Origin of the sequence: Diaminobutyricibacter sp. McL0608 (genome assembly GCF_039613825.1) — a bacterium.
GTDB lineage: Bacteria > Actinomycetota > Actinomycetes > Actinomycetales > Microbacteriaceae > Diaminobutyricibacter.
In genome coordinates this window covers 473,002-494,609 of sequence record NZ_CP154826.1, presented here as the reverse complement: position 1 = coordinate 494,609, position 21,608 = coordinate 473,002, and the positions used below count along the sequence as shown (strand labels likewise).

The following is a 21,608-nucleotide window of genomic DNA, read 5'->3' as shown; positions in this document are numbered from 1 at the left end:
CTCTTCCCCAATCACTGGGCGCTCGTGATGATCGCGTCCCAGGCCACTTCCGATGCAATGGTTGCGAGCGCGACCGAATTCACCGAATTAGCGCCGAGACGCGAGGATCCTGCCAGCGGGAGCTCAACCTCGTCGGTCGTCAATGCGAACAGGGTGTCGCCGTCGTGGTTGGTATGGAAGGGCTGGATTCCACGATGCATGGAACTGTGCACCTGGCGTCCGAAATGTTTGAGCTCCTTGTCATCGAGACGCACGTTCGTGACGAGCACTGTCAACGTTGTGTTTCCGCCGACTGCCGTCGGCGGAACGCCGTCCTGTAGGGCGGCCTCGTAGTCAAGTAGCGGATGCCTGCGAGTACCGGTCCTGGTGTCATAGTTCCCTCGGATAATCGTGCTGTCCCTGTCGACGATCACCCCAACCGGGTTGACCACGGTCAGGACGAGGATTCGGATGTCGCCTATGCGACGAAACGCCGCTCCCTGCCCCGTGAATTCTGCTCGTGCCCAATCGACCTTCCCGGCCGAGGCCGCAATACCGGCGCCCACTCGACCTACCGGAATTCGATCGCTTCGCGCGGCCAGCAAGGCTGCCCGTCCGAGCGCAGCGTCCGGGCTGATGGCGTTGTCTCTCGCGCCGAAGTCGTAGATGATCGCGCCCGCCACCGTCTGAAGGTCCGCCCAGCCAACGCGGTTGGAATGCTGTTCGAGGAGGACTTCTTCGACTCCGGCGGCGGCGGCGAGACCGTAGACGGATCCACCGGCTAAGCAGATCGCATTATTCACGTCCTCGTAGCGACCGACGATTCCGATGGCGCCGCCTCGGGCATCAACGGAGGTGCGCGCTCCTGCTGGCACCGACACAACAGTGGCTCCGGTGGGACCCTCGACGTACTCGGCGGTTCCAACTGAGACACCCGGGAAGTCGAACTCGACGGAGTCGCGCCCGAGGCCGTGCGCCGGTACGAGTTCGACGTCTTCGTTGCCGATTCCTTCTACGAACGCCGGGACTGGCGTCAGCCGGTGCGGGAGCGAGTCATCGTAGAGAGCCTGGCCCATTCGATCTCCTGATTCGATTGTGAACTTGGTCACCGCGCACTCTCCAGTACTGCATCCCAGGCGGCCTCCGCGGCGATGGTGCCGACGGCGATAGCGTTGACGGAGTTATCGCCGATCGCTGAGCTACCTGGTAGGTCCACCTCGTCCGTGGTAAGCGCGAATAGCGTGTCACCATCGTGCGTGGTGTGGAACGGCTGAATTCCTCGGTTCATCGAACTGTGCACTTGGCGTCCGAAGTGGATCAGCTCCTTGTCGGTGAGGCGGACATTGGTCACGACCACTGTGAGCGTGGTGTTTCCTTTGCCGGTCTGTGCCGGAAAATCGCCACTTAGGGCGTCGGCGTAGTCCCGATCGGGAGCGCGACGCTCACCGGTTGCGACGTCGTAGTTTCCGCGAACGATGGAGCCATTGCGGTCGACGATGACGCCTACCGGATTTACGACAGTGATGACGAGGACTTTGACCTGTCCAACCTCGCGGAAGGCCGCTCCCTGTCCAGTGAACTCGCAGCGGCTCCAGTCAACTTTGCCGGCAGACGCACTCCGCCCGGCACCGCAGCGCCCGATCGGCACCCTGCCGTGTACCGCAGCCTCGAAAGCTGCCCTGCCGAGCGCTGCGTCGGGGGCAACAGCGTTGGCTCGCGACGAGAAGTCATAAATCACGGCTGTCGAGACCAGTTGCAAGTCATCAACGGAGACGCGGTTGCCAATGCGCTGGCGCAGAGCATCGGCCACGCCCGAACCGGCGCCGAGTCCATAAATCGACCCGCCGGCCAGACAGATTGCATGGGCGAAATACTGGAAGCCGTTGCTCATTCCGATAGCTCCGCCCCGTGCGTCGATCGCTAGTCGCGCTCCTGCCGGTATCGCGACAACGGTGACACCGGTTGGCCCGGCGGAATACTCGGCTGTGCCGACGAGCACTCCAGGAAAGTCGTATGCAATTTCGCCGCGTCCCCGGCTCGATTCGGGTTCGAGAACGGCCTCCGCGTTCCCAGTGCGGTCGCCCCAATCGGGCTGAGGTGTCAGCCGTGGCCCTGAGTCGGCGAGCGTAGATTTTGGCGACGTCACAAGTCCTCCATGAGTTGGCGTGAATAGGCGTGGGTTGGCGTTCCGTAGAAATGAGCTGTCTCGGCAAGCTCGACGATCGAGCCGGACTGCATCACCGCGATGCGATGGGACACGTAGCGCACCGCGGCTAGGTCGTGGGAGATGAAGAGCGCTCCGAAACCGTGTTCGGCTTGCAGATCAGCGATCAGATTGAGGATCTGCGCTTGGACAGAGACATCGAGTGCGCTTACAGCCTCATCGAACACGATGAAACGTGGATGGGTAATCAAAGCTCGAGCAATCGCGATGCGCTGTTTCTGACCGCCGGAGAGCTCATGCGCATACCGAGTAGCGAAGGCAGGCTGGAGACCCACCTGGCTCAACATCCGCTCGACCTCGCTGTGGTGCGAGCGAAGTGACGACCCGTCGAGAGCCGAAAGCGGCTCGGCGATGGAGGCCCCGACTGCAAGCCGAGGGTTGAGTGACCATTGAGGGTTTTGAAGCACGGCCTGGATGAGGCCCGCCCGTTTCCGACGCCCCCCGAACGGCTCACCGAGGAAACGCACGGAGCCAGCGCTCGGCTTCCGCAATCCCAGTGCAACGGCGCCAGTGGTGGTCTTGCCTGAACCCGATTCACCGACCAACCCGACGGTCTCTCCGGCGGACACCTCGAAGGTTACGTCGTCCATCGCCTTGAGCACGCGACGGCTGCGACCCCACCCGCTGGTGAAGGCGGTGGTGACGTGCTCCAACTGCAGAACGACATCACTCATCGGTCCACACCCACTTGTGCTTCGGAAATCAGCGCCGCAAGGTCGGCATCGGGGTCGAACTCTTCGGCCCGCCGGCAGAGAACTGTGTGTCCTCCAAACGTGGTCGGTTCGGGTCGCACATTGCGACACGCATCGATTGCGAGTGCGCAGCGTGTGTGGAATGCGCAAGCGTGAAGCTGTTGGGTGAGGACCGGGGGTGTTCCTGCGATCGGCAACAGGCGTTCACCGCGTGCGATTCGCGCAGGATCAGATGAAGCGAGCGCTGCCGTGTACGGGTGTCGTGGATTGACGAGCACGGCAGTAGCCGGTCCGTCCTCCACGACTCGGCCCCCGTACATTACGACGATCCGTTCGCACCAGCGAGAGACTGCATTGAGGTCGTGACTCAACCAAAGCACCGTCGTTCCACTCTCCCGGGCGAGTTCGAAAATCAGCTTGGTTACCTCTTCGCGAACGTTGCTGTCCAAGGCAGCGGTCGGTTCATCGGCGATCAGGATCCGGGGCTTTCGCGCCATCGCCATCGCTATCGCGACTCGTTGAGCCATTCCACCCGAGACCTGGTGAGGAAACAATTGCAGTACTCTGCGAGGTTCGCGAATCCGAACGCGATCCAGCATCGCGACCAACTCGTCGGTCGTCGCGGCCAGCCCGTGGAGCGCGAGACGCATCTGCTTGCCTATGCGAAGGGTCGGATTGAGCGCGCCCACCGGATCCTGAGGCACGAAGCCCAGACATTCACGTCGCAGCCTCAACAGCTCGTCCCGCCTCGTATCGAGAACGGATACCCCGTCGACCTCCACGATCCCGTCAATTCGTGCGATAGCGGGAAGGAGCTTGCCCACCAGCAGGCCGAGCGTGGATTTGCCAGACCCGCTCTCGCCCACGACGCCGACGAACTCGCCGCGTCCCACTTCGAGCGTGGCGCCATCCAGAGCTCGGACGGTTCCCGTCGAGGTCGAGTAGTCGACAACGGCGTCGACTACCCTCAGAATCTCGGTCATACCAGGGGCCTCGCTTTGCGGGGGTCGAATCGATCACGGAGACTGTCCCCGAGGATGTTAATGGAGAGGATGGCGGCGACCAGCACGATGCCGGGCGCAAGGAGTAACCACGGCGCTTTGACCATGTAGAGTGTGCCCTCTTGGATGAGGAGGCCGAGGGACGAATCCGGAAGTTGCACGCCGTAGCCGAGGAAGCTCAGACCCCCTTCAACCAGGATCCCGACCGAGAGCGCGTATGTTCCTTGAACGGCGATGGTTCCCGAAACGTTCGTAAGGATGTGACGCGTGAGTATCCGAGGTGTCGAGACACCGCTGATGATTGCCGAGTCGACGAAATCGCGTTGCGTCACCGCACGGGACGCCGCGCTAACCATCCGCGTCATCAGCGGCACCGTCACGAGCACGATGCTCGCAAGTGCAGCGGTCTGTCCCGGGCCGATGACCGCAGCGATCAGGATTGCGAGGATTATTGAGGGGAAGGCATAGAGCACATCTCCGACTCGCATAATGGTGCCGGCCACGCGACCGCCTCGATAACCTGCGACGATCCCAAAGATCGTGCTGATGATCGCTGTACACACGACCGCTACCGTCGACAGTAGAAGAGTTGTCCCGATCCCCTCTAGTAGACGCGGGAGAAGGGATCGCCCGAGGCTGTCCGTTCCGAGAGGCCAACCAGCGGCAGGAGGGGATAGGCGGGGACCCACGATGGCTGTGGGGTCGCCACCGAGCCCCGTCAACGCTGCGAGCCCAGCAAGCAGGAACAGCAGACCGAGCACGACCATCGCCACCTTCGCGAGGCCGTCGAACGAACGGATGTAGCGCATCGAGCGTCGCCAGCTGGACCGACCGTGCTCGTGGTCTACGCTCAGCGTGGCCATCATGATCGTCGTCCTTTCGATGCGACGCTGACTCGCGGATCGATCAGGCCGGTAACAATGTCGACAACAAAACTCATCAACACGAACACCAGCGTCGCGATCAAGACGCCGGCCTGGATTACGGCGTAGTCGCGCCGATCAAGCGCCTGTACGAGATACGAACCCATCCCCGGAATATCGAATACGTTCTCGACGATGACGGCGCCACCAAGAAGATATGCCGTCAAGGTGGCGGTGAGTGTTAGGACTGGGATGGCCGCGTTGCGCAACACGTGATGACGGATGATGAATCGCTTTGACTCGCCGCGTGCTACAGCGGCACCGATATGCGGTTCAACGAGAACTGAGAGAGTCGCGTCCCTTGCGGTTCTCGCCGTCGATGCAATGGCGAAAACGGAGAGCACCGCCGCTGGCAAGATCAGCGAGACGATCGACTGACTCAAATCGGTCGTCGGGGAGACAACGTTGCCGACGGATAAGCCAAGCGCGAAACGTGAGAAGAGGAATACAACCAGGCTTCCCAGTACGAACTCCGGCATGCTGATTCCGATGCTGCTCAACAGCCGGCCGATGATGCTGCCGCGGCCACCTGCAGAGTGCGTGCCCGCATAGATTCCGAGTGGGAGTCCGATAGCGATGGTGAAGCACATTGCCATCAACGCGAGCGTGATGGTCAGCGGTAGCCGCGAGCCGAACTCTTGCACCACCGGAAGGTGACTTGCTAGTGAGAAGCCGAAGTCGCCCCTGAACGCCGCCACCAACCAAAGCAGATACTGCTCCGGAAGTGAGCGGTTCAGACCGTACTCGGCGATTAGGTGCGCCTTCGCACTCGGCGTTGCAAAGGTGCCGAGCACGATGTCGGAGTAGTTGCCCGGGAGGCTTCTCACCGCGGCGAAAATCAGCACTGACGCGCCGACAAGCACCAGCAGAGAACTCAGAAGCCGCCCAGGCAACCATCGAAGCAGTCGCATCGCTCCTACGCCGTACCCTTCAGACGAAATTCCACGATATTGCGCAGAATGTTGCCGTATCCCTCGTTCGTATTGATCGTGGGACTGACCTTATCGGTGCGATAGCCGATAACCCCGGGCCTGGACACTAACGGAATCATCTCCGAGTTCTTGTCCACCGTGTCGCACAGCTTCTTGAGTGTGGCAGTGCGCTCCGTCCCCGCAGGTTGTTCGCTAGCCTGCACAATAAGCGCGTTCTGGTCGGGGTCGTTATTCATGAAACCGGCCGTAAATTTCGCCTGGTCACCATTCCACCAACGCGAGACCATAGCAGCATCTCCGTAACCGGCGTACCAGCTGAGCCCCAGGTCGAAATTTCCTGGCTGCTGGGTGTAGAGCCTGTCAACGTAGGTTGCAAGGTCATACTTCTGGATCGTGAGCGTCACTCCAACTTTGGCGAGTTGCTGCTGGATCACCTGTGCAATCTGCGCAAGGGCAGGCTCCGAGCTGTAGATAGACATCGTCAATTTGAGGTTCTTCGCTCCAGCCTTCGCAAGGAGAGATTTGATCGAGTCGGTCGAAGTCGTCGCCGATGGAAGGCCGCCGGGTGCGCACGCTCCGGGGAGCGAGCTCGGTGTGACTGCGGTAGGCGCTGCCTGTCCGGCGAGAGCGATGTCGGAGATCTGAGTTCTGTTGATCGCGCTATTGATCGCGAAACGAACGTCGTTGTTCTGCAACGGCGACCCGGGTCGCTGCGAGTTGATCAACAGGTAATAGAAGTCGGTGTTCTTCTGGTTGACCACGCGAGCATTTCGCGTGCCACCGAGTTGATCAAGCGCGTCAACATTGTTGAAGAATACATAGTCAGCGCTGCCGTCGCGGATAGCTGCGAGCCTAGTTGACTCCTGCGTGACAATTCCGATGTCTACCTTGTCAATTCCGAGCTTCTTTGCGTCGTAGTAGTGCGGGTTCCGGCTGAACGTCCAGGACTGATCCTGAACATGGCTCGTCACCTGGAACGGACCCGTCCCGAGCATTGTCTTCGTAATGTCCACGCTGCCGTCGTTGATTTCCTTCATCGGCAGGATGCTCGCTGGTGTATTCGCGAGCGCCCCAAGCAGCGCCGTGTACGGGCGCGCAAGGGTGATGGTCACCTGGTCTTGGCCCGTCGCTGCAACCGACTGAATCGGTCCGAGTTGGAGGGCCCAGTCTCCGCCGCTCTTTTGCAATTTTTCAATGCTTCCGACTACATCGTCGGCAGTCATCGCTCGACCGTTACTGAAGACGGCGTCCTTGCGCAGATTGAACACGTACGTGGTCGGCGACGGGTTTGTCCACGACGTGGCCAATCCAGGCTCAAACTGAAAGTCTGGTCCGATGCGGACAAGCGTGTCGTACACCAGGCCCATGATGGTCCAGGAACGGGCCTGCGTCGCTGTTTGAGGATCGAGGCCCTTGGCTTCCTGGGTGTCATAGTCGAGCTGAACGGTGAACGTTCCGTGCGAGTCGATCGCGGGGTCCGCGACTGCGAGGTAGCCGTTCTTCACCTCGCTACTCGAATTCGGATCATTTGCTGTCGCGCTGCACGCGCTCAGCATCACGGATGCGGCAAGCAAGCATCCGACGAACATAAGTTTTCGCATGTGTTGCAGACTCCTCAATTGTTTTGTGTGATCAAGTCCCACGGGTCTGACATGAACGGGTTTGACGCTTCGGTTTTCCAGCTTAGCCGGATCGTTCCGGCATTGACGTGAAATGTATCTCCATCCGACGTCGACGTCAACAGTTCCTCCAACAAATTTATCTATCCGAGACCGGGTCGAAACAGTTGACCGCCGCTCAAATTACGGTTAGATTCGCAGAAATGCCGGAACGATCCGGCAATTCCTAGGCAGAGAAGGCACGGTGACGATGTGGCACACCTCTCGTCGATCGTTCGCTACCCGGTCAAGGGGCTTCCTGGTGTCCCTTGCGAATTCGCACAGCTCAACATTGGCTTGGGCCTGCGTTATGACCGTGCCCTCGGGATCACGAACGGGACGAGCGGTTCGCGATTCGCGGACGGCTGGAATCCGCGTGAGGCGTATTTCCACGTTGCAAAGAACGCCGAACTCGTTGTGTTCGAAACCGAATTGCAGGGGGCAGACACAGCCGAACCGGCCGTGTTGACCGTGCGACCGCCCACAACGCTTCGCAAGAATCCCGCCCCCCGAATCCGAATTCGTCTCGACGACCCCGTCGCCTTAGGCCGCGACGTCGACGCGGCGAATGATGTGCTTCAGCGAATCCTTCCGCCCGGCCCCATGGGCCCAGCAGAGCTAACAATCAGCAAGGTTGGACTTTGGGATTGGCCTGGCGCGCACCTGTCGATCATCAATATCGCGACGCTAGATGAGCTCGCGCGCGCGTCAGGTCGCGTTGTCGATCGCCGGCGTTTCCGCGCGAACCTTTATGTAAACGACCTCGCGCCTTGGGCAGAATTCGATCTCGTGGGTCGGCGAATTCGGGTAGGCGGAGTCGAGATGGAAGTTTTCCAACCGACTGACCGGTGCCGCGCGACGACAATTGACCCCGTGACCGGGTTATCCGATCTCAACGTTCCGGCCCTCCTCGCGGGACAGTTCGGCCACATGTATTGCGGGGTTTATGCCCGAGTCGTTTCTCCGGGTCGCATCGAGGTCGGACAGTCAATTGAAGTTTTCGGCGAAAGAGCTGCACCGTCGAAGACTGCTCCAGCGAACGCGACGTGGCCGCGTTCGGTTCTAGTCGATGAAAGAGTCGTCGAGAGCGACAGTGTCGTGAGCTTCTGGTTTCACGACCCTCAGGGACTTGCGGGCGACATTCAGCCAGGCCAACACGTGCGTGTACATTTGCCAGGTGTTGCCGCGCCCAGCTGGCGCTGCTACACCGTTTCCGGGACGCGAGACGATCGGATTCGCATTTCCGTCAAGAGGGACGGTCGGATTTCGCGGGAGCTACACAATCGATTCATGGTCGGCGAGCAGCTCTCAATAACCGGTCCGTTCGGCGACGTAACGCCCAACGGCTCCGAAGGGGGTCCGAACGTATTCCTAAGCGCTGGGATCGGCATCACACCTTCAGTTGCGATGCTTCGATCGCTCGCCGCCCAAGATTGCCTGTTTCCTGTTCGCGTAATTCATATCGACAGAACGATGGAAGACGTTGCCCTGTGGGGAGATGTACTCACCGCGGTGTCAACTCTCGCCGACGCCTCAGCAGAGCTATTCCTCACCCGTTCGGTCGGCCCCCCACACCCAAGCGACGCGGCAACCCACCGTCGCCCGACAGCACTAGACCTCCTCGAACGCGTAGGCGAACTGGTCGCTTCCGCGACTGTCTACATATGCGGCCCCGACTCCTTCCAACAGTCGATGCGCAGAATCCTCATGGGCATAGGATTCGAAGCGACATCCATTCGCTCGGAAGTCTTTTTCTCACCGTCCGGCGCAATCGAACAGCCTCCCCGCGAACCGACTGCCGAAGGTCCCTTTCGGGTGGAGATTCCTGAACATGCGGTGTCTGTGGAATGGAACCCATCAGTGGGGTCGCTCCTCGATGCCATCGAATCGATCGGCTTGGCCGTCCCCTCCGGTTGCCGCGCCGGCGTCTGCGGAACGTGCGCCCAGCGGCTGCGAAGTGGACAGGTCGAGTATCTAGTGGACCCGCTGACGCCCCCACCGGAAGGGTCCATACTTGTGTGCTGCTCGACTCCACTTACCGATGTTGTGCTCGGGCACGACGGATAGTCCGTGTTTAGGCATGCAGGCGGCCTCGAGCGGCTCCCTTCCCGTCGAGCGAACCGCCCAAGCGCCTCACATCACAGATATGGCTCCGTCGGGAGTTCTCGATCTGAGACGGCGTCGCGGTTCGGCGAACAGTTCATCTCGTCAGTCCCGGCCATCGACGAGAATTGAGCGCTGCTCGCCGAGCCCTTCAATAGAGAGAGACATCTCGTCGCCGGGTTGCAGATACGGGTAACGTCCCGATAGCGCGACCCCTTCGGGTGTCCCAGTATTGACGACATCCCCAGGCTCGAGCACAAGATACTGACTTATGTGCCAGATGAGCTCATCAACGCCCGTAATCATGTCTGCAGTCGACGAATCCTGCCTGAGCGCCCCGTTTACACTTGACCTGAGCCGCAGTGTGGTGGAATCAATGTCTTCACGTGGTACAAGGTATGGCCCAAGCGGGTTGAATGTCTCGCAGCTCTTTCCCTTGGACCATTGACCGTTCTCCAGTTGGTAGTCACGTTCGGAGACGTCGTTGGAAATCGCGTATCCAGCGATGCACTCCCGAGCTGCCGCCGGAGAAGGCAGATAGCTTGCCCGGCTGCCGATCACCACCGCAAGCTCAACCTCCCAATCGACCTTCGTCGCACCAGGCGGGATCTTGACATCATCGAATGGGCCGACGACCGTGTTGGGGTGCTTGAAGAAGATCACCGGGCTGACCGGCGGAGCGGAGCCGGATTCGGCCGCGTGAGCTGCGTAGTTCATGCCGACACATATCACAGCCGCAGGACGCGATATCGGCGAACCAATCCGAAGATCTTTGGTCTCCGCAAGACTAGGAAGGAAGCCCGCATCTAGCGCGGAACGAATTCGTGCAATACCACCGCTCGCGAAGAAGTCGCCGTCAAAGTCAGTAGCGACTCCGCTCGCGTCGTAGACGACGCCATCGTCTCCCTCGACAGCCGGCCTTTCTGCGCCGGCGGCGCCTAGCCGGAGAAGCCTCATCGTGCTCCTCGAGCGCTCACGCCGGCGACTGATCCAAAGTCGGGATTGACAATCGTCGAGGATAGTTCCTCTCCAGCAAGGAAGCGGATGACGTTCGCGGCAGCGTGTAGGGGAAGATCAACCAGCGATTCAGGGGAATACCACGCCGCGTGTGGGGACAGGAGAATACCTTGAACCTCTCGGAGCCGACTTGTCGAGCTCAGCGGCTCCGCTCCGAACACATCTAGCGCCGCCCCCGACAAGTGACCAGACTCCACAGCACTGGCCAAGGCAATCTCATCAATCAATGCGCCACGACAGGTGTTTACGATGGCGGCGCCCAACTTCATGCGCTCAAGGGAACCTGCATTAAGGAGATGGTAAGTCTCATCGGTAAGCGGGACGTGAAGACTCAACAAGTCGGCGGATGCGATGGCTTCCTCCCTTGTGACGTAACGGAAACCATCTGCGATGATTCGCTCCGAGGGCACATACGGATCTGCCACAATTACCGCGAACCCGAGCGCCGCGCATCCCTTTGCCACAAGAGAACCGATCCGCCCATACCCAACAATCCCGACCGTAGTTCTTGACGGACGAACCGCCATGGGCGCGGCATTTGTCGCCTTCCAGCTCCCATCGCGCACGGCCCGATCGTAGCCAGCGATTCCCCTCGCCAGGGTCATCAGCATGGCAATGCTGTGGCTGGCGACCTCTTCGATGCAATAGCTGGGTGTGTTAGCCACAGCAATCCCTCGGGCGGTTGCGGCTGGAATGTCGATCATGTCGACACCGATTCCCAATCGGCTGATCACGCGGAGATCCGGAAGAGCATCCATAATCCGGGCAGTGATCGGTGCCCATTGGACGATCAATCCTGATGCCCCCTCGCCCGCTTCAATAATCGAACTCTCGGATGTCTCTTCCGCGCGATTGACGTGGAGCCCAGCTGCGACCAACTCATCCTCTGCAACGCTGCCCGGGAGGTCATAGTCCGTTATCAAGACAGTTCTAGTCATATGAAAATGCTATAGCATCTAGCGTTTGATGCCAAGGATTCGTGGGACAATGCTGTTTTGGCAACGAATCATCAGCATCCAGCGCTCAGCACTTGCCAGACACGACTGACCACTGGGTACTCGCGGGTGCCTGTTGCGAACTCGTCGCCGTTTTGGCAAGAATTCTTTGCCCGTGATCCCTCCTCCTCGACCCTGGGAGGACAACGGAAGGAAGACTCAATATGACGTGGGATGCAATTGTGCTCGGCGGCGGTGCCGCGGGTTTGAGCGGGGGTATTGTGCTGGCGCGAACCGGCGCTCGCGTGGTCGTGATTGAGGATCAGACTCCACGAAATGCGCCGGCGACACACATGCACGGCTTTCTATCTCGAGATGGCATGGAGCCGTCGGCGCTTCTTCGGACTGGACGGGAGGAACTGGTTGGCTTCGGCGGCCGCAGTCTCGAGGCTCACGCGACTCACGCGGAGCGGCACGGTGAGAGCGAATTCCGTGTAGTACTCAAAGACGGAAGCGAGCTGATCGCTCCGGCAATGCTCGTTGCAACTGGATTGCGTGATGTACTTCCGAATATCCCCGGAGCCCAAGAGCTGTGGGGAGACCTTGTGCATCACTGCCCGCACTGCCACGGGAGAGAAGTAGCGGGAAGTCGGATAGCAGTGATTGGGGGCCAGAACGCCCCCATGTCCGTGCATCAGGCGGGGCTGATGCGACGGTACAGCGAGGATGTCGCTTTCTACACGAATGGGATTGCGCTCGGGGATGATCAGCGTGTGCGACTGGAGGCAATTGGAGTCGCGCTCGATTCGACTCCTGTCGTGCACATCGGCCGCGATTCGGATCCAAAGCAGCGCGGCGTTGAGCTGGCCCTCGAGGACGGCCGTCACGTCAGGCACGATACTGCGTTCGTTGCGCCGATGATGGAACCGCGCGACGCCGCCGTGGCTTCTCTGGATCTTGTGCGAGCAGAAGGAGGACCGTGGATCGACGTCGGCTCGACTGGCCGAACTTCGATGACAGGGGTGTGGGCTGCCGGGAACATCTCGAACCCTCGCGCACAGGTCATCACTGCTGCCGGGGAGGGATCCACCGCAGCCATCGATATTGCCGGGTATCTGCTTGAACGAGACCTGGTACGAGCGGTGCGCGGCGAATCTGTGTCATGGTTCGCTAGATAGAGCGCGTTGCCGACCGAGACAATACAGCGCGGCTCCAAGAAGGGCCAATAGCAAAACCCGCCATTGTCCCCACTTGGTTCGCGGCCAGGGCGATCAGTTCCACTGATGACGGGCATTTTCGCCCTCTTTATCGGCCCTGTTGGCCGAGTCGCAATGTCCGCGCTCGGTGGTGCGTAAGGACGGAAAGTGACTACGCACTTAGCGCCCGCTCAACCCGAGCGGCAAAGGCCTTACCCGGCATGGCTCCAGTGAATGAATCACGCACCGCGTTGCTTTGGGCAACGTCAAGGCCGGCACTGCCGTGACTTGATACTTCATGGCAAGATCCGGACACGCAGCGCCTGTCCTGCGCAGACGAACATAGAAAAGTGCGGACTACGGCCGTTTGTATTCACTCGGAAGGGCGACGAACGAGCCCGACCTCCCAGTGATGCGCACTGAGACCAAAAGCGAGGTGTCGTTCGCGAGGAGCTCAACCCAAGGCGCGGTTGGATCGGAAATAACTCGAGCGCCTTCGACCTCCACCCTGTAGCCGGTGGGGTAGACGCGCCTGGGGACAAAGATCACCGTCGCGGCATCCGAACGAAGACGCGCATCAGCGGCTTCGGTTGAGTACTCCAGGCTCATCGTCGCCGTGTCTCTGTCGAAATGAAAACTAAGTGGCGTTCCCGCCACGGCCTGCGGGTACGGCGTAACGAGTGCATCCGCCTTACCAGGCTTCACGTTATCGTCGGACGCCGGCAGGGAGTCATCGAGAAGGAGCCCGGAATCCGAGCAGCAAATCTCTCCCTCCGGATAGTACGACCACATCATCCATGACAAAAAGAGCTCGCCAGCGTAGTCGACATCGCGCGCAGTGTTGCTGTCATTGTCACTCGCAGAGAACTCGTTGACCACGAAAGGCAAGCCCACCTCGCGGGCGAGCTCCTCATCTTCCTCGTACTGCGCACGCTGCGAAACGGGGTCCCCTCCACCGAAAGAACCGTTGTAGTGGTGGCGCTCGAATCCGATGTTCTCGTCCACGACTGAGTGAGCAAGGTGCCTTACGTTTACAGGGTCGGGTTTCCCGTTCCCGGCGACCGTTAAGATATCGCTAAAGAGGTAGACAAGGCCGTCCGGGTCCACTTTGCGTGCTGCGTCCAGCCAACGCTGGTAGAACGGTCCCCGCTGGGCCGCAATATGATCGCCCAAAGGCGCGACAAGATTCCCGACGACCGGCTCATTTAGCGGCGAGTACCCGATCAGGCGCGCTTGTTCGCTCGAAAACGCGCTCAGAACATGTGCGCAAGCGCGGATGAACTGGTCTTGCAGGCCCCGCCCGTTCTCAAGCTCCGCATTAGACCAGAAATGGTCCCACGATCGACGGAGAATCGGGTTGAACTCCATCTGAAGCATGAACTTGAGCAGGCCACAATCGATCTGATCGAAAGCGACCGCGAGGTGAGCCCAGCGTTCTTCGAGATCCGGTGCGTTGGCGACAGCCCACGAAGGAAAGCCATCACCGCCAAAGAGCCTGGCAAATGAGTCCTGATGGAAGTCGATCGTATTGAAGAATCCGTGGTCCGCGAGCAATCTGCTGTATTCGACCATTCGCCCGATGTATTGGTCGTCGTACGTGTCAAGTTCGGGTTCGACGGCCTCGTACATCAGGCCTAGACGAGCGCTATTGAAACCCTGGTCCGCAAGCCAACGTGCGTCTTCTGCGCCGAATGGCTCCGGCAGAAACGGAGGCAGCCTACGCATGAGGTTGATTCCACGAAATTGAACCACTCGTCCGGTCGCGTCGACCAACCATTTCCCTCTGTGGCTAATTGGGCCTTGGATCCGATAGTCGGGGCTGGGTTGGACGGCACTATTCATGAGACTCCCTAATATTTGCTAAATCAAACAGGAAAATGGACGCTACGACGACGCTGACGTCAAGCACGAGCTCGTGGTCCGATACTTCTGCCGAAGCTCAATTCCGGTCAGAAGTGAGGGCGACCGCTACTCGATGTGAACACAGTTCAAATCACCCTTCAGGTCCGCTCGAGATCAACCTTTGACGCTTCCCGCGGTCAGGCCGGACTGCCAAAATCGTTGCAGGAAGAGGAAGGATCCGATGAGGGGGAGGATCGAAACGAATGATCCGGTGAGAACCAAGGAGTACAGAGTCTGAGACGACGTTGCTACCCCTGCGGCCGCCTCCCATTGCGCGAGACCCACGGTTACCGGGAACAGCTCAGAACTGTTGAGCATAATCAGCGGTAGGAAGTAGTTGTTCCAGGTCGCCACGAGTATGAAGAGCGCGACGGTCGCCATTCCCGGCGCCAACGCAGGTAAGGCGATGCCAGAGAATATTCTGAACTCAGAAGCGCCATCGATACGTCCGGCTTCAAGAACCGAATCATCCACCGCTTCAGACGAGTAGACCCGCATCAGGTAGACACCAAATGGGCTCACGATCGACGGAAGAATGATCGCCCACGGACTGTTGGTCAACCCAACTGTACTAAACACGAGGTAGGTGGGAATCGCCAGTGCCGTTAGCGGGATCATCAACGAACCGATGATGACGCTGAACAACGCAGTTTTCCCCCTGAAGTCAAATTTCGCTAGCGCGTAGCCGCATGCCGTTGCCAGAACCGTCCCGACGACCGCGCTGGCGCCTGCGTAGACGACCGTATTGAGCATCCACCTCCAGAAGACGCCATCCTGGAAGACAAATAGGTTCCCGAGGTTCTCGATCAGATGCCCGCCGAATGAGAGCCCGAAGGTGGAGAACAGTTCACTATTGCTCTTAGTCGATGAGACAAGAAGCCAGGCGAGCGGGGTCAGGAAGTACAGCAAGGTAGTCCAGACAATTACCGTTAGGATCGCACTTCGCCTATCGCGCACCGCCGTGCGAGCTCGCCTCTGTATTGACCGGTCCGTTGCGCGTGGCGCGGGCTTTACCGATTTGTAAGTCTGCTCGATCATGAGCGCGATGCCCTTCGATTTGCCGCAGTCTGGAACGCGAACGAAACAATCACGGTTATCAGACCCAAGAGAAATGCGATCGCCGCGGCGTAGTTCACATCCTGGTTCTTGAACGCCGAGTTGTAGGCGTAGAGATTGGGCGTGAAATTCGAACCGATTGCTGACGGCGCTAGCAGACTGAGCAAGTTTGGTTCATTGAATACCTGGAAGGACCCGATTATCGAGAACATGATCGTGAGCACAATCGCGGGACGGATTGCCGGCAGCTTGATACTCCAAGCTATGCGCCATTGACCGGCACCATCTATCTCTGCAGCGTCGTACAAGTCCGTCGGCACCGCCCGCAGCGCGGAATAGAGAATGATCATGTTGTAGCCAATGAATTCCCACGACAGGATGTTCATTATCGACCCCAGGATGTTGGAGCTGCTCAAGAGATCCACTGGCCCGAGACCGAGGAACTTCAGTATCTGCGTGACAAGACCGTAGTTCGACCCGTAGATGTAACCCCACATAAGAGTTGCGATGACGCTGGGAACCGCATATGGCAAGAAGATGGAAAGCCGAGCAAATTTCCCGCCTCGCACTCGATTGGTGTCAAAAATGAGCGCAAGGAGTATTGCCACGCCGAGCGCAAGCGGCACCTGAATCAGCAGGATCAGGGCGACTCTTCCGAAGCCAAACCAGAAGTTGGGATCGGTCAGGACCCGGGTGTAATTCTCGAGTCCGGCAAAGCTAATGCCTCCGACTAGTTCGGACCTGAACAGGCTGAGGTACGCGGAATAGACGAGTGGCGAGACGAAGAGCGCAAGGAATGCTAGGAGAAACGGTGTCACCAGACCCCAAACCGCTCTTCTTTGAGGGCCGTGAAGGACGTTGCGCTTGCGCGACTTTTCCACCGCAGTCGAAACCATGGTGTCTCCAATCGAGTTGGGGACGAGGCGCGTCATCAGCCGCGCCTCGCCCCTGGGCTGACGCTACTTGACCGTGAAGCCCTGATCCTTAGCGTAAGCAACCACGTTCTGCTGCCATTTGCTGAGGGCTGAAACCATATCCCCGTTGCTTGTCATGGCGGCCCCTACGGTCGAGACATACTCGGAAGACACGTAGTCCATGAACGGGGGCCATTCGAAGTCAGAGCCGACAGCCCTCGAGATCGAAGCGTAGACCTTGTTCACCTGCTGTCCGCCGAGGAATGCAGACTTAGCGTCTGTGTATTCGGGATTGTTGAGCGTCGACTCTGTTACAGGAGACTGGCCATTAACAACGGCATCGTGGAGCGTGGTGTCGGCGTCGGAATCGATGAATTTCAGAAACTCGTATGTGGCGATCGGATTCTTGGAGTTCTTCAGAATCACGTCTCCGCCACCGCCCCAGTTGCTTCCTACATCTGCCCCCTGAGTCCACTGCGGGAGCGCGGTGACGGTCCACTTGCCGCTCGTGCTTGCCGCTGCGCCCTGCAGAACACCCGGACCCCACGCCGCGGTCTGCCAACTGGCGATTTTCCCTCCGTTGATACTCTGATACCAGTCGTTCGTCAGCGCCGCGCCTGTGCTAACAAGACCGTCTTTGATCAGGCCCTGCCAATACGCGACAACCTTCTTACTTGTTGCTGAATCGAGATCGACACCGACGGTCTTCTTTCCGTCGTAGCTAAAGGGACGCGCCCCAGCTTGCCAAAGAAGTCCAATCAGCTGGGCAGGATTGCCAGAATCTAGCGACGCGATGTCGGCACCTGTTTTCGATTTGAGCTGCTTCGCGTCCTGAGCGAATTGATCCCAAGTTTCCGGCGGGGTTGCAATTCCCGCGTTGCTAAGGATGTCGGTTCGCCACATGCTTGCCATCGGTCCAGAACCGACTGGAAGAGCCCACACGCCCGCGGAGTCCGCAACCTGGCCCCACGCGAAAGGAACGAACTTCTGCTTGACTGAATTGGCGTCAAACTGCGCTAGGTTCACCAGACTGCCGGTAAGTCTGAAGGATGGCAGCTCGTTGAACTCGATGAAGGCCGCGTCAGGGCCTCCTGTGCCAGCACTCATAGCTGCTCGAAGTTTCTGATACTCCGCGGTCCCGACTCCGACGTTTACGACGTTCACTTTGATCTTTGGGTACTTCGCTTCGAATTTCGCGACCTCGTACTCGGTCCCCGCACCCCACGTCCAATATGTGAGGGTTGTCGGCGTATTCATCGCCTTTGCAATGTCTGCCGAGCTAGCGGGCGAGGCGCCTCCACCCGAGGCAGATGAACACCCACTCAGGCCGGCGGCGGCGAACAACACGGCCAGTGCGAGCGCGGACGTCCTTGTTAGCGCAGTTTTCATTTGGCGGTCCTTTACTGTGTGACCTCTTCAGGTCTGAGCTGATATTGCTAGGGGCCGGGAGTCTGCACCCTAGTCGTTGATGCTAGATGCTATAGCAGATTAGTATCAGAGGGAAGGCCCAATATCTCCGTTTCTATCCCAATCCGCCAACAAGTTCTAATACGGCCGGGCAAGTCTCCGACATCGATTCACTGAACGCTTCGTCCGAGGACGACCTGAGCAAGGGGGATGGGCCTGTGCGGGATCGCATCTGTTCATTTCCTATAACATGTAGCAAGGTTGCACTGCCTCGGACTATCCAAGGAGAGAAACGGAGGGGTTTCGATGGCGATTGGAAACGTCTCTGATCGAAATATCTCTGACAAAGTCGCGGACGAGCTCAGGGCTGCAATCGAAGAAGGCACGTTTGCTCCAGGCGAACGCCTGGTCGAACGAAAACTGGCGGTACAGCTTGGCGTTAGTCACATCCCAGTCCGTGAAGCACTCGCTAGGCTCGCAGAGGAAGGACTCGTAGAGCGCGAGCCTCGACGGGGAGCGCGCGTGGCGTGCTTGACCGCCGACGAACTTGCTGAAATATCGGACCTTCGAATTGTCCTTGAGGTCTATGTCGCAGAGCGGGCTCAAGTGTTGTGGACTCCGCAAAGTGAAGCGACGTTGCGAACTATCGTCACTGAGATGTCCGTGGCGGCCCAACACGGTAGGGCTGATGAGATGTTCGCACTCGATCGCCGGTTCCACGAGACGCTTTGGGAGATGACTAACAACAACAGCCTGATGTCAATCACCTCGCAGCTTCGCGGGCGCATCAACGGGTTTCTTCTCGCCGCGAATGGAGCACTGGGCTCAGCCGAGTTGAAGCTTCACGCGCAATCTCACAACGACCTCGTTGAAGCACTCACGAGCGGCAGTCCAGACATCGCGCGAAGAGCAATGGCTGACCACATTAGGACTGCCGCCGAACGGATCTCAACGTCCGAACCAGATTGATCTCAGCTATACAAGGCAACGGGACCTGAAATAGACACCGCCGCGTGCGTCGAACGCGACTACTCCACCGCAACAACCGCCACGCGAATCTTGCTTTCCTCAACCCGTTGGCGCCGCTGACGCGTTCGGGGCTAGAGCGAATTGCGCGCTCGCCCGAGGCCGCATCTCGTTCGGCTGCTGTTACAAACACTGAAGCAGCGGCCGTAACGAAGTCGCAGATTCGCGCCCGACAGCCTCGGCCCGGCATTCGGGGTCGCGCGCGTCGGTCCGTATTGCGAAGGGGACGGTGGACATATCAATCCATCGCCCTTGGGCTCGCAATCTTCTATATCATGTAGCCCGGACGTGAACGCGGCGCTGCCGAGTCGCGCCCGTTGGAAGGAGAACGGGTGCCACTCAGGAACCTATCTGAAGACAACATCTCGACTAAGGTCATTGACGAGCTGCGCGCGGCCATCCAAAACGGCGAGCTTGAACCTGGGACCAGACTCGTCGAGCGGAAACTTGCAGAACGACTCGGCGTTAGCCACATCCCCGTGCGGGAAGCGCTTGCGATACTCACGGAAGAGCGACTCATCGAACGCGAGCCGCGCCGAGGCGCACGCGTTGCCAGCCTGAGCAGAAAAGATCTGGCAGAAATTACGAGCCTTCGGATCGTACTTGAGCAATTTGTTGCTCGAAGGGTACAAGAACGCTGGACCGCAAAGACAGAGAAACAACTCCGGAAAATCACGGCCTCAATGACGAAAGCCGCGACGCTTGGAGACCGAGACACGATGTTCGAGCTCGATCGGCAGTTCCACGAGACGCTATGGGAGATGAGCGAGCACCAACTTCTCGTGGAGTTGACTGCCCGACTCCGCGGCCGATTGAACGGCTTCTTGCGCATGGCGAACAAGCTTCTCGAAATTGAGCAGATGCAAGGCCATAGTGAAGCGCACATCGCAATCGTTGAGGCGCTTGCCGGCGATGATGAGGTGCTCCTGGATGCAACGATCGCAGAGCACATCCAAGCGGCTGCTGATCGCATCGAAGCCTTCACCGGGCCAGATGTCGAATAGCGCTAATCAATAATAGCTAGCCCTGGAAAGCGCTCACCGGTAGACCGGAATACCCAGTTTCGACCGCGAAGAGAGAACCTGCCTCCGAATCGACTCCGTCCGCCAAACCTTGTCGGGAGGTTGTGATGAAAAGAGTCCTTAGTTGCTCTCCACCGAACGTGCATGCACTCACCTGGCCGACTGGTAAGTCAACGATTGTGTGCAGGTCGCCTTCGGGACTATAGCCGTGAATGCAAGAACCGCCCCAAAGGGCGATCCAAACAGATCCGTCAGCCGAGATCGTTAGTCCATCCGGCAGACCTTGTTCTCGATCGAACGTCACGAACGGTCGGCGATTCGCGAGTTCCCCGCCAAGAACGTCAAACTGATCTACGCGCCCGGTCATCGTGTCTACGAAAAAGCACCGCTCACCGTTCTGCGAGAATCCGATGCCGTTCGAGACAGTAACTCCGTCAACAATGGGGCGGAAACTGAGATCGGGATCAATGCGAAAAAGCGACGCCGCTCCTGGACGAGCGTCGTATGCCATCCCGCCGGCCCAAAGCCTCCCCCACGGATCAACCGTGCCATCGTTCATCCTGATAGAGGCGTCATCCCAGAGATCGATGAACCGCGAAGGAGCCAGGTCCATACCCTCGGCTAGGCCGATACCTCGTTCGGTTGCGACAACGTAACCGCCCGAGGCTCGCGGTCGTACAAACGCCGCAATCGGCTGGTTGATATGCAGGGTGTGGACCGAGACACCATCGAACGTAAGAAGCTTCCCGGCATCTAGGTCTACAAAGCGAAGACCGCCCCACGCCTCAGACCATACTGGACCCTCAGCGTGATGAGCGACCGCCCCAGTCAAGTTCGTCGCCTTGAGATGATTCACACTAGTCGTCACCGCCCGACACCCCTGCTCAAGATGGTTAGCGCAGCTGCACCGGCTCGCGCCGACGGGTGACGTCCCGCTCGTTCACCAAATAACATCGAGTTAGCGATCCGATCGATATCAGAGCTGATGTCACACAAGACTCGCGCTTGCGTTCCACTCAACAATTTGTACTGTCGAGGCGTTGAATGCCCGGCATGGCGGATGTGAATCGCTACCACGTCAGTTGCGCCCCAACTGCTGTCTTGACACGTTCGGGTGCATCAAGGTCCTTTCGAGATCTACCGGCCCAGGTCAACACATCTAGACGTCCTCGCCTGTCCGCGCCAATGCCATATACTATAGCGCATGACTGGCATTTTGGAGCCGCTCGATCTACCTCCCGGGTACATTCTGGTAAGCGCCGGGAGAACTCGCGTTGAAATCCTTCGGATGCTGTCACACCTACCGAACTGCACCACCAGCCATGTGATGGCTGAGCTCGGCCTTACCCGAAATGGTGTACTCGCCCATCTCAAAACCCTCGCCGCCGCCGGCCTCATCTCAAGGCACAGATCAACGCACCCCCGCGGCTCCGGCCGTACCTATTACTGGCGAGCCAATCAGGAGATGGTCTCGGATGCCCTCGACGACCTCTACGACTACATCCTTGGCACATGAACAAGAGGGACGGCCATCGACGCTCGATGGGCTGGCGGCGTTCCCTGAGAGCGAAGGACTCGCTCCCTACGCACATTGCGCACCACCGCTATTCGAAAATGGAAA

General features: G+C 59.1%; 19 protein-coding genes. 5 read left to right on the top strand and 14 right to left on the bottom strand.

The features are described 5' to 3' along the window. Nucleotides 1-11: 11 nt before the first annotated feature. The 7 genes from AAYO93_RS02365 to AAYO93_RS02335 all read right to left on the bottom strand — a co-directional run bounded on the left by AAYO93_RS02365 (nucleotide 12) and on the right by AAYO93_RS02335 (nucleotide 7,256). Nucleotides 12-1,055 carry a P1 family peptidase gene (locus AAYO93_RS02365; protein ID WP_345763418.1) on the bottom strand — a complete coding sequence of 348 codons (1,044 nt, stop codon included), beginning with the start codon at nucleotides 1,053-1,055 and terminating at the stop codon, nucleotides 12-14. 29 nt (nucleotides 1,056-1,084) lie between these two features. Beyond that, nucleotides 1,085-1,978, bottom strand: a complete 894-nt coding sequence (locus AAYO93_RS02360; protein WP_345763417.1) for a P1 family peptidase — start codon at nucleotides 1,976-1,978, stop codon at nucleotides 1,085-1,087. 143 nt (nucleotides 1,979-2,121) lie between these two features. Beyond that, the gene (locus tag AAYO93_RS02355; RefSeq protein ID WP_345763416.1) at nucleotides 2,122-2,793 is read right to left on the bottom strand and encodes an ABC transporter ATP-binding protein; all 672 of its coding nucleotides are present in this window, start codon (nucleotides 2,791-2,793) and stop codon (nucleotides 2,122-2,124) included. A gap of 80 nt (nucleotides 2,794-2,873) precedes the next feature. Next, nucleotides 2,874-3,878, bottom strand: coding sequence for an ABC transporter ATP-binding protein (locus AAYO93_RS02350; protein WP_345763415.1), 1,005 nt, complete (start codon nucleotides 3,876-3,878; stop codon nucleotides 2,874-2,876). Continuing rightward, nucleotides 3,875-4,762: an ABC transporter permease gene (locus AAYO93_RS02345; protein ID WP_345763414.1), complete on the bottom strand. Its 888-nt coding sequence runs from the start codon at nucleotides 4,760-4,762 to the stop codon at nucleotides 3,875-3,877. Before AAYO93_RS02345 ends, AAYO93_RS02350 begins: the two co-directional genes overlap by 4 nt. Beyond that, a complete protein-coding gene (locus AAYO93_RS02340) occupies nucleotides 4,759-5,664 on the bottom strand; it encodes an ABC transporter permease (protein WP_345763413.1) in 906 nt (301 codons plus the stop codon). Before AAYO93_RS02340 ends, AAYO93_RS02345 begins: the two co-directional genes overlap by 4 nt. Nucleotides 5,665-5,735: 71 nt before the next feature. Then, nucleotides 5,736-7,256 (bottom strand): ABC transporter substrate-binding protein, encoded by a 1,521-nt coding sequence (locus AAYO93_RS02335; protein WP_345763412.1) that lies wholly within the window; start codon nucleotides 7,254-7,256, stop codon nucleotides 5,736-5,738. Between the two features lie 366 nt (nucleotides 7,257-7,622). Here AAYO93_RS02335 and AAYO93_RS02330 point away from each other — a divergent pair, with 366 nt between their 5' ends. Next, nucleotides 7,623-9,476: an MOSC domain-containing protein gene (locus AAYO93_RS02330; RefSeq protein WP_345763411.1), complete on the top strand. Its 1,854-nt coding sequence runs from the start codon at nucleotides 7,623-7,625 to the stop codon at nucleotides 9,474-9,476. 141 nt (nucleotides 9,477-9,617) lie between these two features. Here AAYO93_RS02330 and AAYO93_RS02325 read toward each other — a convergent pair whose 3' ends face one another. After that, entirely contained in the window at nucleotides 9,618-10,469 is an 852-nt protein-coding gene (locus tag AAYO93_RS02325) for a fumarylacetoacetate hydrolase family protein (RefSeq protein WP_345763410.1), read from the bottom strand. After that, entirely contained in the window at nucleotides 10,466-11,467 is a 1,002-nt protein-coding gene (locus tag AAYO93_RS02320; RefSeq protein WP_345763409.1) for a C-terminal binding protein, read from the bottom strand. Before AAYO93_RS02320 ends, AAYO93_RS02325 begins: the two co-directional genes overlap by 4 nt. Nucleotides 11,468-11,688: 221 nt before the next feature. On the opposite strand from AAYO93_RS02320, the gene AAYO93_RS20155 reads away from it, so the two are divergent. Further along, nucleotides 11,689-12,642 carry an NAD(P)/FAD-dependent oxidoreductase gene (locus AAYO93_RS20155; protein WP_434056664.1) on the top strand — a complete coding sequence of 318 codons (954 nt, stop codon included), beginning with the start codon at nucleotides 11,689-11,691 and terminating at the stop codon, nucleotides 12,640-12,642. Between the two features lie 375 nt (nucleotides 12,643-13,017). Here AAYO93_RS20155 and AAYO93_RS02310 read toward each other — a convergent pair whose 3' ends face one another. The 4 genes from AAYO93_RS02310 to AAYO93_RS02295 all read right to left on the bottom strand — a co-directional run bounded on the left by AAYO93_RS02310 (nucleotide 13,018) and on the right by AAYO93_RS02295 (nucleotide 17,921). Beyond that, the gene (locus AAYO93_RS02310) at nucleotides 13,018-14,385 is read right to left on the bottom strand and encodes a glycoside hydrolase family 5 protein (protein WP_345764947.1); all 1,368 of its coding nucleotides are present in this window, start codon (nucleotides 14,383-14,385) and stop codon (nucleotides 13,018-13,020) included. A gap of 291 nt (nucleotides 14,386-14,676) precedes the next feature. Further along, entirely contained in the window at nucleotides 14,677-15,600 is a 924-nt protein-coding gene (locus tag AAYO93_RS02305) for a carbohydrate ABC transporter permease (protein WP_345763407.1), read from the bottom strand. Beyond that, nucleotides 15,597-16,550, bottom strand: coding sequence for a carbohydrate ABC transporter permease (locus AAYO93_RS02300; protein ID WP_345763406.1), 954 nt, complete (start codon nucleotides 16,548-16,550; stop codon nucleotides 15,597-15,599). Before AAYO93_RS02300 ends, AAYO93_RS02305 begins: the two co-directional genes overlap by 4 nt. Nucleotides 16,551-16,577: 27 nt before the next feature. Continuing rightward, nucleotides 16,578-17,921: an extracellular solute-binding protein gene (locus tag AAYO93_RS02295; RefSeq protein WP_345763405.1), complete on the bottom strand. Its 1,344-nt coding sequence runs from the start codon at nucleotides 17,919-17,921 to the stop codon at nucleotides 16,578-16,580. Between the two features lie 324 nt (nucleotides 17,922-18,245). On the opposite strand from AAYO93_RS02295, the gene AAYO93_RS02290 reads away from it, so the two are divergent. Then, a complete protein-coding gene (locus AAYO93_RS02290; protein ID WP_345763404.1) occupies nucleotides 18,246-18,908 on the top strand; it encodes a GntR family transcriptional regulator in 663 nt (220 codons plus the stop codon). Between the two features lie 389 nt (nucleotides 18,909-19,297). Then, complete coding sequence (locus AAYO93_RS02285; protein ID WP_345763403.1) at nucleotides 19,298-19,969, top strand: GntR family transcriptional regulator; 672 nt, start codon at nucleotides 19,298-19,300, stop codon at nucleotides 19,967-19,969. 16 nt (nucleotides 19,970-19,985) lie between these two features. On the opposite strand, the gene AAYO93_RS02280 is transcribed toward AAYO93_RS02285, so the two are convergent. Next, nucleotides 19,986-20,843: an SMP-30/gluconolactonase/LRE family protein gene (locus AAYO93_RS02280; protein WP_345763402.1), complete on the bottom strand. Its 858-nt coding sequence runs from the start codon at nucleotides 20,841-20,843 to the stop codon at nucleotides 19,986-19,988. Between the two features lie 348 nt (nucleotides 20,844-21,191). Here AAYO93_RS02280 and AAYO93_RS02275 point away from each other — a divergent pair, with 348 nt between their 5' ends. After that, entirely contained in the window at nucleotides 21,192-21,503 is a 312-nt protein-coding gene (locus tag AAYO93_RS02275; RefSeq protein ID WP_345763401.1) for an ArsR/SmtB family transcription factor, read from the top strand. Nucleotides 21,504-21,608 lie beyond the last annotated feature (105 nt).

Excerpts from the sequence above, each read along its gene's own strand:
- AAYO93_RS02365 (WP_345763418.1), bottom strand. The coding sequence starts at position 1,055 with ATGGGCCAGGCTCTCTACGATGACTCGCTCCCGCACCGGCTGACGCCA.
- AAYO93_RS02355 (WP_345763416.1), bottom strand. The coding sequence starts at position 2,793 with ATGGACGACGTAACCTTCGAGGTGTCCGCCGGAGAGACCGTCGGGTTG.
- AAYO93_RS02350 (WP_345763415.1), bottom strand. The coding sequence starts at position 3,878 with ATGACCGAGATTCTGAGGGTAGTCGACGCCGTTGTCGACTACTCGACC.
- AAYO93_RS02345 (WP_345763414.1), bottom strand. The coding sequence starts at position 4,762 with ATGATGGCCACGCTGAGCGTAGACCACGAGCACGGTCGGTCCAGCTGG.
- AAYO93_RS02325 (WP_345763410.1), bottom strand. The coding sequence starts at position 10,469 with ATGAGGCTTCTCCGGCTAGGCGCCGCCGGCGCAGAAAGGCCGGCTGTC.
- AAYO93_RS02320 (WP_345763409.1), bottom strand. The coding sequence starts at position 11,467 with ATGACTAGAACTGTCTTGATAACGGACTATGACCTCCCGGGCAGCGTT.
- AAYO93_RS20155 (WP_434056664.1), top strand. The coding sequence starts at position 11,689 with ATGACGTGGGATGCAATTGTGCTCGGCGGCGGTGCCGCGGGTTTGAGC.
- AAYO93_RS02310 (WP_345764947.1), bottom strand. The coding sequence starts at position 14,385 with ATGCGTAGGCTGCCTCCGTTTCTGCCGGAGCCATTCGGCGCAGAAGAC.
- AAYO93_RS02305 (WP_345763407.1), bottom strand. The coding sequence starts at position 15,600 with ATGATCGAGCAGACTTACAAATCGGTAAAGCCCGCGCCACGCGCAACG.
- AAYO93_RS02300 (WP_345763406.1), bottom strand. The coding sequence starts at position 16,550 with ATGACGCGCCTCGTCCCCAACTCGATTGGAGACACCATGGTTTCGACT.
- AAYO93_RS02295 (WP_345763405.1), bottom strand. The coding sequence starts at position 17,921 with ATGAAAACTGCGCTAACAAGGACGTCCGCGCTCGCACTGGCCGTGTTG.
- AAYO93_RS02290 (WP_345763404.1), top strand. The coding sequence starts at position 18,246 with ATGGCGATTGGAAACGTCTCTGATCGAAATATCTCTGACAAAGTCGCG.
- AAYO93_RS02275 (WP_345763401.1), top strand. The coding sequence starts at position 21,192 with ATGACTGGCATTTTGGAGCCGCTCGATCTACCTCCCGGGTACATTCTG.